Origin of the sequence: Rheinheimera sp., assembly GCF_020217005.1 — a bacterium.
In the GTDB taxonomy this organism is placed as follows: Bacteria; Pseudomonadota; Gammaproteobacteria; order Enterobacterales; family Alteromonadaceae; genus Pararheinheimera.
In genome coordinates, this window is the sequence record NZ_JAIWOI010000033.1 from 1 (window position 1) to 10,000 (window position 10,000).

Consider the following 10,000-nt stretch of genomic DNA (forward strand, 5'->3'; position numbering starts at 1 on the left):
TCGAATCCAATTGGTATTACGCTCTGATGCTCTCTGCGGCTTTGGCATTTTCCAGTACTGTACTGGCGGCCAAAGTACTGGAAGGCAAAAGAGAGATCCGGGCTTTCCATGGTCGGGTTGCGATTGGCATTTTGGTTATGCAGGATTTAATCGCCATGGCGCTGCTGAGTTTCACTCAGGGTATTACGCCATCGCCCTGGGCTTTGCTGGTGCTGCTGGTGCCTTTGTTACGGCCACTACTGTATAAATTGATGGATTTAACGGGTCATGACGACCTTCAGATATTGTTTGGTGTGTTGTTAGCTGTAGTTTTAGGCGGCTCAGGTTTTCACGCTGTAGGTTTAAGCAGTGAATTGGGAGCTTTGGTATTTGGCGCCTTGTTGGCTGGTCACAATAGAGCAGGGGAGTTGTCTAAGACTTTATGGGGCTTAAAAGAGTTTTTCCTGGTCGGTTTTTTCCTGAAAATAGGCCTTGGGGGCTTACCTGATCAGCAAGCATGGCTTTTCGCCGCTTTGATGACGGCCTTGTTGCCTTTTAAAGCCATACTGTTTTTCGCTCTTTTGGTCATGTTTCGATTAAGGGCGCGCAGTGCTTTTCTCTCTGGTCTGGCTTTGAGTAATTATAGTGAATTTGCGCTTATTGTTGCGGCTAGTGTAATGCCACAATTTCTAATTCCGCTGGCGTTAACTGTGGCTTTGTCTTTTGTCGTATCAGCGCCTCTAAACCGCTTCGCTCACCCTTTGTATGAACGTTTGGCGCATCGGCTTATTCCATATGAGCGAGATATTCATCACCCGGATGAACAGCCTGTGTCTTTAGGTGATGCTGAGGTACTGATTATGGGGATGGGCCGCACTGGCTCTGCCGCCTATCAATATCTGGAACATAAGTGTCATTTGGTAGCACTGGATTCGGATCCGGCCAAAGTGGCTGAACATCAGGAAAAAGGCAACAATGTGTTGTTTGCCGACGCAGAAGACCAAGTATTCTGGCAAGGCTTAAAACTGGTTGGGATCAAGGCTGTAGTGCTTTGCTTAAATGATGTCGAAGCCAAAGTCATAGCGACTAAAAAACTTCGGCAAGCAGGGTTCGGTGGCTTGATCGTATCGCACAGTATGCACAAAGATGAGGCCGCTGCTATTTTGGACGCTGGTGCTGACCATACATACCTGACGATGTCCGAGGCCGGTGTAGGTTTGGGGGAAAGGGTGCGTCAGCATATTACGCTTTAACTTTTTAGCGGGGCACCGCAGTGCCCCTTCTAGTTAAGAACTGAGTTTTAGCCCGACAATGCCCAATAAAATCAACCCAATACTTATTAAACGTCCTGCAGTTGCTGGCTCACCTAACAGGTAAATTCCGACTATCACAGTGCCGACCGCACCTATGCCTGTCCAGACCGCATAGGCTGTGCCTACGGGTAAATCCCGCATCGCAAGCCCAAGCATGCTGATACTCAACACCATAGCGCCAAGAGTCCAGACCGATGGCCAGAGTTTGGTAAAACCTTCAGTGTATTTTAAACCCACAGCCCAACCGACTTCCAATAAGCCAGCCACAACAAGCAATAACCAGTTCATAAGGTATTCCTGTGTTTGAAGTAGGGGTCGTCCCCGGTATTAAGATGCGCTATCAGGTCGTCCAGATAGGCCATAGTAGAACAGCGCCGCCATGTTAACCATGAGGGCGCTTGATGGCAAGCTTTAGGCTGAACTCTAGTCGAGAGTTCCCGCTGCTAGTTGTAAATCTTCAGTGGTCCGCAGTGCTACAGGTAAGCAAATCCTCAATGCATTGACCACCATATCAACCGGCATTGAAGCGACAGCTTTGCCAACGGCTTGCTCCGGTGCATAGGGGATATGTAAAAAACCAGCCCTTACTTTGGGCTTGTCTTTTAACAGGTGCATCAGCGCATAAAATACCGTGTTGCAGACATAGGTCCCGGCTGTGTAGGACACTGCTGCGGGGATGCCTTGTTGCTTCAGACTGTTGACCATAGCTTTGATGGGTAAGGTCGTGAAGTAGGCTGTAGGACCTTCTGTCACTACTAATTTGTCTATAGGTTGCTGGCCGGCATTATCAGCGATACGGGCATCGATAAAATTAATAGCCACTTTTTCAAAACAAAGTTCAGTGCGGCCACCCGCCTGACCCAGAGCCAACACCAGCACAGGCTTTAATTCATCAATGGCAGTTTTAAGTTCCTGCTGGCTTTTTTCAAACACACAAGACAGTTGCCGGCTGACAATCCGCACTTCATGGTCTAGTTGATAACCATCCAATTGCTGCGCGGCCAACCAGGAAGGATTGCTTTGTTCGCCACCAAAAGGCTCAAAGCCAGTCAGTAAAATGGTTTGCATTTATGCTCCGCTTAAAACATTAACAAATACATCAGCACTATATTCACACCAAGCAGTACTAAAGCCGTTGGCGCCTGAGCCTTTATCACGGCGTTTTTGTCCGGCAACTCCAGAAGTGCAGCCGGCACTATATTAAAGTTTGCTGCCATAGGCGTCAGCAAAGTGCCACAGTAACCACAAAACATGCCGATAGCCGCCATAATGGCAGGATCACCGCCATGCTGCAGTACCAATAACGGAATACCTATTCCAGCGGTGATCACTGGAAAAGCGGCAAAAGCATTACCCATAATCACAGTAAATAAGGCCATACCTATGGCATAACAAGTCACTGCCAGCAGAGGATGGTTTAGATTTAAATACAAAGTCGTCAGTTGTGATACGGTTTCACCTACGCCGGCCTGATTAAACAGCAATCCTAAGGTCGCCAGTAATTGCGGTAATAAAAAAGCCCAGCCTATGGCTTCGATTAAACGCGAAGACTCTTGCAGTGCTTGTTGTGGTTTTTCTTTGGTGAGGTATAAAGCTGCCAGTACTGCACAACATGCCGCTAGGCCCAAAGCCGATAAGGTAGCATTGTTGGGATCCAATAAAGACCAGCCTTCGCCCTGAATATGCACCAGGACCAAAGCAGAAAACACTGTAAGCACAGGGATCATCAAAGCAGGGATAAATAATTTGTTGCCAAGACATTTGACCGAATCCAGCCGTTGTTGCAGATCTAATAGTTGATAGCTGCCGCCTCTAACTCCGCCAAAACCAGCCACTAAGGCCATCAGTACAACCAAAGCGCCAACCAAAGCCGGTGGCATAAAATCGCCAAGCAGAAAGATCAGACCATAACTGAACCAGAACAAAGCGCTGCTGTACCTTTTGTCATTAAAACTAAAAAAGGCGACAGCAAAAAACAGTAAAGCGGCAACGTAATAAAGCACCGTCATACTAATCATGGCGCTGCTCCTGCTGCTTTAGTTCGGTCTTAAGCTGGCGCGCCAGATAAGCATCAAATCTTAATAAGCGGCTGCCATGAATAAGAAAAGCTGCTATGGCTGTAGGAATACCCCAAAGCGCTATATGCAAAGGGTCGGTCTCAATACCGGATTCCCGTAAAAAGGTATGCATTAAAATAATGGCGCCAAAAGCAACAAAAATATCTTCACCGAAAAACAGCCCTATATTGTCGGTCGCAGCCGACATAGCGCGGATTTTGTATTTTATTTTATCCGGCAAGCTTTGATGTTGCTGCTCAAAGGCCGCTTCAGCCATAGGGGAGAGTAAAGGCCGCACCATTTGTGGATGTCCGCCCAGGCTAGTCAGGCCAGCCGCTGCAGTGCTTTCACGCAGCGCCAGATACACCAGTAGCAAACGTCCTGCAGTGGCGGCTTTAATCTGCTGTATCCAGCTTTGGGCTTTTTCGCGCAGACCATGGCGTTCCAACAAACCTATAACTGCCAGAGGTAACAATAGAATCAACGGTAAATTGCGGGTTTTTAAAAAGGCAGTACCCAGAGACTCGAGCCAGGTGTGGATCGGCATCTTTACCGCCATACCAGTGGCAAAAGCAGCTACTGTGACAACCAGCACAGGGTTAAATTTAAATAAAAAACCAAGCATCACAACGGCAATGCCAAGCAAGGGCCAAAGGCTGATATCGTGCATAAATCATCCTGTTATTGTTGTTATTCAATTGTATTGCTACACAAAAACGCAGCACATAGCGAGAGCGAAACGGTAAAAAGCTTCACAAAAGCGATACTTCTGCTTAGAGAATTTTTCTTTCTATACGTCGATGCCAGAACAAAAAAATGATGTGAAATTAGGCCTCTAAGCCGCGCCCCTTCTGATGTTGTATCAAAAGCTCGACTCAGCTAAAAACCCTCGCTATAATGCCGCGTCCTATATAACAGGTCTGGATTGTGTGCGTAAAGACAGAACCCGGACAAGCGAAAAGATGGCGTAGCGAGACGCCCGATTTGATTTTGAGGTAACAAGATGCAAGTTTCTGTTGAGACCACACAGGGTTTAGAACGCCGTTTGACCATTACTGTACCAGCCGCTGCTATCAGCACTGAAGTTGAAAAAGAATTAAGAAACATTGCGAAAAATCGCCGTGTTGACGGTTTCCGTCCAGGTAAAGCTCCTGTAGCTATGATCAAAAAAATGTTTGGTCTGTCTGTATTACAAGACGTAGCTTCACGTCAGATGCAAAACCATTTTTATCAGGCCATCATTGCGAACAAACTGACTCCAGCTGGTGCTCCTACTTTTGCTCCGGGCCAACTGGCTGAAGGTAAAGATTTAGAATTCGCAGCAACCTTCGAAGTCTACCCGGAAGTTCAACTGAACGCTCTGGACAAAATCGAAGTGACTAAGCCAGTGGTTGAAATCACGGCTGACGACTTAGAAACCATGTTAGGCACATTGCGCAAGCAGCATGCTACATGGGCAAAAACTGACGCTGCAGCAGCTTCAGGTGACCGTGTGGTCATCGATTTCGTTGGTTCTATCGATGGTGAAGAGTTTGAAGGCGGCAAAGCCTCTGACTTCACTTTAGAATTAGGCCAAGGCCGCATGATCCCAGGTTTTGAAGACGGTATCATCGGCAAAAAAGCGGGCGAAGAAGTGACTGTTGATGTGACTTTCCCTGCTGAATACCACGCTGAGAACTTAAAAGGTAAGGCTGCTAAATTTGCTGTCACTGTAAAAGCAGTTGAAGCTCAGCAATTACCAGAAGTAAACGACGAGTTCGCTAAGCTGTTCGGTTTAGCTGACGCTACTGTGGATGCGTTAAAAGTTGAAGTGAAGAAAAACATGGAGCGTGAGCTGAACAACAGCATCAAGGCTCGTGTTAAAGATCAGGTGATCAAAGGTTTATTGGCCACTCACGAAGTAGAAGTGCCGCAAGCTCTGATCGACAGCGAAATCGATGTGTTACGTCGTCAGGCATTACAGCGTTTTGGCAACAACCTGGATCCAAAACAATTACCAGAACTGCCAGCAGCTCTGTTCACTGAACAAGCCAAAGATCGCGTGAAAGTTGGTCTGTTGTTAGGTGAAGTGATCAAAGCCAACAAGCTGCAGGTCGAAGATGCCCGCGTTCAGTCTCTGATTGAAACTGTAGCTTCTGCGTATGAAGATCCACAAGAAGTGGTTCAGTACTACAACAGCAACAAAGAACTGTTACAAGGTATGCGCAATGTTGCTTTAGAAGAACAAGCCATTGACCTGGTTCTGACCAAAGCTAAAGTGAAAGAAGAAAAAGCCAAGTTTGATGAGATCATGAATCCACAAGCTGCAAACTAAGATTTGACATCTGTTTGTCAGGCAGTTTTAATGGCTCGAACATCATAGTTCGGGCCATTTTTATTTTATAGCCGTTGTACTTGAAGCAGCATTCCTGATTGTGCGGTGCAATATCAAAGACCAGGCTATATAGGGTCCCCTCTTTTCAATAAAGGAAATCGCATTATGGCATTTGAGCCGAGAATGAATGAGTTAGTGAATGCCTTAGTTCCTATCGTAATTGAACAAACAGCTAAGGGTGAGCGCTCTTTTGACATTTATTCACGTTTATTAAAAGAACGGGTGATTTTTCTGACTGGCCAGGTGGAAGATCATATGGCCAATCTGATAGTCGCCCAGCTGCTATTCTTAGAATCTGAGAACCCGGAAAAAGATATTTATATCTATATCAATTCACCAGGTGGTTCTGTAACTGCCGGTTTGTCTATTTACGACACAATGCAATACATCAAACCAAATATTGCTACAGTCTGCGTAGGCCAGGCCTGCAGCATGGGCGCTTTTTTATTATCTGGTGGTACTAAAGGCAAACGCTACTGTTTACCTAATGCCCGTGTCATGATCCATCAGCCTTTGGGTGGATTCCAGGGCCAGGCTACTGATTTTGAAATTCACGCCCGAGAAATTCTCTATATTAAAGAGAAGTTAAACCGTTTAATGGCTGAGCATTGTGGAAAAACCTATGAACAGGTTTGCAAAGACACAGAGCGTGATAACTTCTTAAGTGCACAACAAGCCTTGGAATATGGCCTAATCGATGCCATATTAACTCAAAGGGATGCAAAGTAAGTTTAATTCAGAGGTGGTGAAGGGCGCGAAGCCGGCCACCTCTATGTAGTGGAAGAGGAAGTTACATGTCTGATCATCGCTCTGATGGCGAGAAAAGCAGCAAGTTGTTGTATTGCTCTTTTTGCGGCAAATCACAACATGAAGTGCGTAAATTGATCGCAGGCCCGCAGGTGTACATCTGTGATGAATGTGTCGACTTGTGCAACGATATTATTCGCGAAGAAATTAAAGATATTTCGCCAAAACGCGACAGCAATAAATTGCCGGTGCCTAAAGAGATCCGTGCTCACCTGGATGACTATGTCATAGGTCAGGAGCATGCGAAAAAAGTTCTGGCTGTAGCTGTCTACAACCACTACAAACGTTTACGCAGCATGCAGAATAAACAGGACGTGGAGCTGAGCAAAAGTAATATTTTGCTGATTGGCCCTACAGGTAGCGGTAAAACTTTGTTGGCCGAAACCTTAGCCCGTTTACTGGATGTGCCTTTTACTATGGCCGATGCCACTACGTTAACTGAAGCCGGTTATGTCGGCGAAGACGTTGAAAACATCATTCAGAAATTACTGCAAAAATGTGATTACGATGTCGAAAAAGCCCAGCGTGGTATTGTCTATATCGATGAAATCGACAAAATTTCACGTAAGTCTGACAATCCATCTATTACCCGCGATGTGTCAGGTGAAGGTGTACAACAAGCACTGCTGAAACTGATTGAAGGTACAGTGGCTTCGGTTCCGCCTCAGGGAGGCCGTAAGCATCCGCAACAGGAGTTTTTGCAGGTGGATACCTCGAAAATTCTATTTATCTGTGGTGGTGCTTTTGCTGGTCTGGATAAAGTCATTGAACAACGTTGTGCTAAAGGTTCAGGCATAGGTTTTGGTGCTGAAGTGCGTGCAACCTCACAAAGCCGGACTCTGACCGAAAGCTTTAAAGATGTGGAACCTGAAGATTTAGTGAAATACGGTTTGATCCCAGAGTTTATTGGTCGTCTGCCAGTGGTAGCGACTTTAACTGAATTGGATTTGGCTGCATTAATGCAAATCTTAAGTGAACCGAAAAACGCACTGGTGAAACAGTTTGGTGCTTTATTCCAGATGGAAGATGTCGAACTGGAGTTCCGTGAAGATGCGCTCAAAGCCATAGCGCAAAAAGCCATGGAACGTAAAACAGGTGCCCGTGGCTTGCGCTCAATAGTCGAAAATGTCTTGCTGGATACCATGTACGATTTACCGTCTATGGAACATGTCAGCAAAGTGGTGATTGACGAGACAGTGATCCGTGGTGAGTCTCAACCCATATTGATCTACGAAACAGTGGAAGCAGCCGCTTCTCAGTAAATAAAAGGGTCTGGCTGATACAAAGGTCAGATCACATTTTCAACAATGAATGTGATCTGACCCCATTTTCCAGACTGCATTTTAGAAGTCCATATTTTTTGCTAACTCATTGAAGTGACATAAACAGCCCCCATATACTGTTGAATCATGTCACCTGCAGTAAATAATTCGAGAGAGATTTCATGACAGTAGCAAAGACTGAACGTTTGCATATGCCAGTATTGGCATTAAGAGACGTGGTCGTTTATCCGCATATGGTGATCCCGCTGTTCGTTGGCCGGGCTAAATCCATCAAATGCCTGGATGCCGCGATGGAAAAAGAGAAACAAATCTTTTTAGTTGCGCAAAAAGACGCCACGCTGGATGACCCTAAAGATACTGATCTGTATCGGGTTGGTACTGTCGCCACTATTTTGCAATTGCTTAAGCTTCCTGACGGCACGGTCAAAGTGTTGGTAGAGGGGGGCAAGCGTGCTCAATTGGTTGAATTTACCGACACAGAAGATACTTTCGCCGCTTATGTTGATTTAATTCCGACACCGGAAATGGACAGCCGCGAGCAGGAAGTGATTTTGCGCTCAGCAGTGAATCAGTTTGAAGGTTATATCAAGCTGAATAAAAAAATTCCACCTGAGGTGCTGACCGCGCTTTCTGGTATTGATGACGCAGCTCGTCTGGCGGATACCATGGCGGCTCATATGCCGTTAAAAGTGGACGACAAGCAGAAGGTGCTGGAAATCATTGATGTGACGGAACGTTTAGAGTTCCTGATGGCGATGATGGAAAGTGAAATCGACATTCTGCAGGTAGAACGCCGTATACGCAGCCGCGTCAAAAAGCAGATGGAGAAAAGCCAGCGCGAGTATTACCTGAATGAGCAAATGAAAGCCATTCAGCGTGAACTGGGCGAACTGGAAGATACACCGGATGAGTTTGAAACCCTGTCGAAGAAAATCGAACAGGCGCAAATGCCGGATGAAGCCCGCACTAAAGCGACAGCTGAACTACAAAAGTTAAAAATGATGTCACCTATGTCGGCAGAAGCGACAGTGGTGCGCAGTTATATCGACTGGCTGACCAATGTGCCCTGGAAAAAACGCAGCAAGGTGAAAAAGGACCTGGCTGGCGCAGAACGTATTCTGGACTCAGACCACTATGGTCTGGATAAAGTCAAAGAACGTATTCTGGAATATCTGGCCGTGCAACAGCGTGTCAATAAATTAAAAGGCCCGATTTTATGTTTGGTAGGACCACCAGGCGTAGGTAAGACCTCACTGGGTCAGTCTGTGGCTAAAGCAACAGGCCGCAAATACGTGCGTATGGCCTTAGGTGGGGTGCGTGATGAAGCGGAAATCCGTGGACACAGACGTACCTATATCGGCTCTATGCCGGGCAAAATTATCCAGAAAATGGCCAAAGTTGGAGTGCGTAACCCACTGTTCCTGCTGGATGAAATTGACAAGATGGCGTCGGATTTCCGTGGTGATCCTGCGGCGGCTTTGCTGGAGGTGTTAGATCCTGAGCAAAACACAGCCTTCTCTGATCACTATCTGGAAGTGGACTACGATTTATCTGACGTGATGTTTTTTGCTACATCCAACAGCTTAAATATTCCGGCTGCTTTGCTGGATCGGATGGAAGTGATTCGTCTGGCGGGCTACACCGAAGATGAAAAGCTGAATATTTCCAAGCAGCATCTGATCAACAAACAAATAGAACGCAATGGCTTAAAACCTCACGAAATTGAGATTGAAGATAGCGCTATTATTGGCATTATCCGCTACTACACTCGTGAAGCTGGTGTTCGTAGCCTGGAGCGTGAAATCTCCAAGCTATGCCGCAAAGCAGTGAAAAACATTCTGTTGGACAAAAACCTGAAGAAAGTGGTGATCAACCAGGACAATCTGGAAGAGTTCCTGGGCGTACAGCGTCACGATTACGGTAAAGCGGAAGACAGTAACCGTATCGGTCAGGTCACTGGCTTAGCCTGGACTTCTGTCGGCGGTGACTTGCTGACTATTGAAGCCGCTGCAGTGGTAGGTAAAGGCAAACTGACGTACACAGGCTCTTTGGGCGATGTAATGAAAGAGTCCATTCAGGCCGCCATGACGGTCGTTCGTAGTCGTGCTGAGAAGCTGCGTATTAACGAAGACTTTTATGAAAAACGTGACATTCATGTGCACGTGCCTGAAGGCGCTACTCCGAAAG

The 10,000-nt window shown here is 46.4% G+C and carries 9 protein-coding genes; 5 read left to right on the forward strand and 4 right to left on the reverse strand.

Annotated features, from left to right (window positions below; genetic code table 11):
* Positions 1-1,232 (forward strand): cation:proton antiporter family protein (locus LDL40_RS01630; RefSeq protein ID WP_300993087.1); only part of this gene is annotated, 1,232 nt, incomplete at its 5' end.
* A 33-nt stretch (positions 1,233-1,265) separates the two neighbouring features.
* On the opposite strand, the gene sugE is transcribed toward LDL40_RS01630, so the two are convergent.
* The 4 genes from sugE to LDL40_RS01650 form a co-directional block, all read right to left on the reverse strand.
* Positions 1,266-1,580 carry a quaternary ammonium compound efflux SMR transporter SugE gene (gene sugE, locus LDL40_RS01635; RefSeq protein WP_300993089.1) on the reverse strand — a complete coding sequence of 105 codons (315 nt, stop codon included), beginning with the start codon at positions 1,578-1,580 and terminating at the stop codon, positions 1,266-1,268.
* A gap of 135 nt (positions 1,581-1,715) precedes the next feature.
* Positions 1,716-2,360, reverse strand: a complete 645-nt coding sequence (pcp, locus tag LDL40_RS01640) for a pyroglutamyl-peptidase I (RefSeq protein WP_300993092.1) — start codon at positions 2,358-2,360, stop codon at positions 1,716-1,718.
* Positions 2,361-2,371: 11 nt separating this feature from the next.
* The gene (locus LDL40_RS01645) at positions 2,372-3,310 is read right to left on the reverse strand and encodes a DUF979 domain-containing protein (RefSeq protein WP_300993094.1); all 939 of its coding nucleotides are present in this window, start codon (positions 3,308-3,310) and stop codon (positions 2,372-2,374) included.
* Positions 3,303-4,019, reverse strand: a complete 717-nt coding sequence (locus tag LDL40_RS01650; protein ID WP_300993096.1) for a DUF969 domain-containing protein — start codon at positions 4,017-4,019, stop codon at positions 3,303-3,305. Before LDL40_RS01650 ends, LDL40_RS01645 begins: the two co-directional genes overlap by 8 nt.
* Before the next feature lie 333 nt (positions 4,020-4,352).
* Here LDL40_RS01650 and tig point away from each other — a divergent pair, with 333 nt between their 5' ends.
* The 4 genes from tig to lon form a co-directional block, all read left to right on the forward strand.
* Positions 4,353-5,663, forward strand: coding sequence for a trigger factor (tig, locus tag LDL40_RS01655; protein ID WP_300993098.1), 1,311 nt, complete (start codon positions 4,353-4,355; stop codon positions 5,661-5,663).
* A 165-nt stretch (positions 5,664-5,828) separates the two neighbouring features.
* Entirely contained in the window at positions 5,829-6,452 is a 624-nt protein-coding gene (clpP, locus tag LDL40_RS01660; RefSeq protein WP_300993100.1) for an ATP-dependent Clp endopeptidase proteolytic subunit ClpP, read from the forward strand.
* A 65-nt stretch (positions 6,453-6,517) separates the two neighbouring features.
* The gene (gene clpX, locus LDL40_RS01665; RefSeq protein WP_300993102.1) at positions 6,518-7,792 is read left to right on the forward strand and encodes an ATP-dependent protease ATP-binding subunit ClpX; all 1,275 of its coding nucleotides are present in this window, start codon (positions 6,518-6,520) and stop codon (positions 7,790-7,792) included.
* Positions 7,793-7,974: 182 nt separating this feature from the next.
* On the forward strand, positions 7,975-10,000 hold a 2,026-nt coding region (lon, locus tag LDL40_RS01670; protein WP_300993104.1), incomplete at its 3' end, for an endopeptidase La.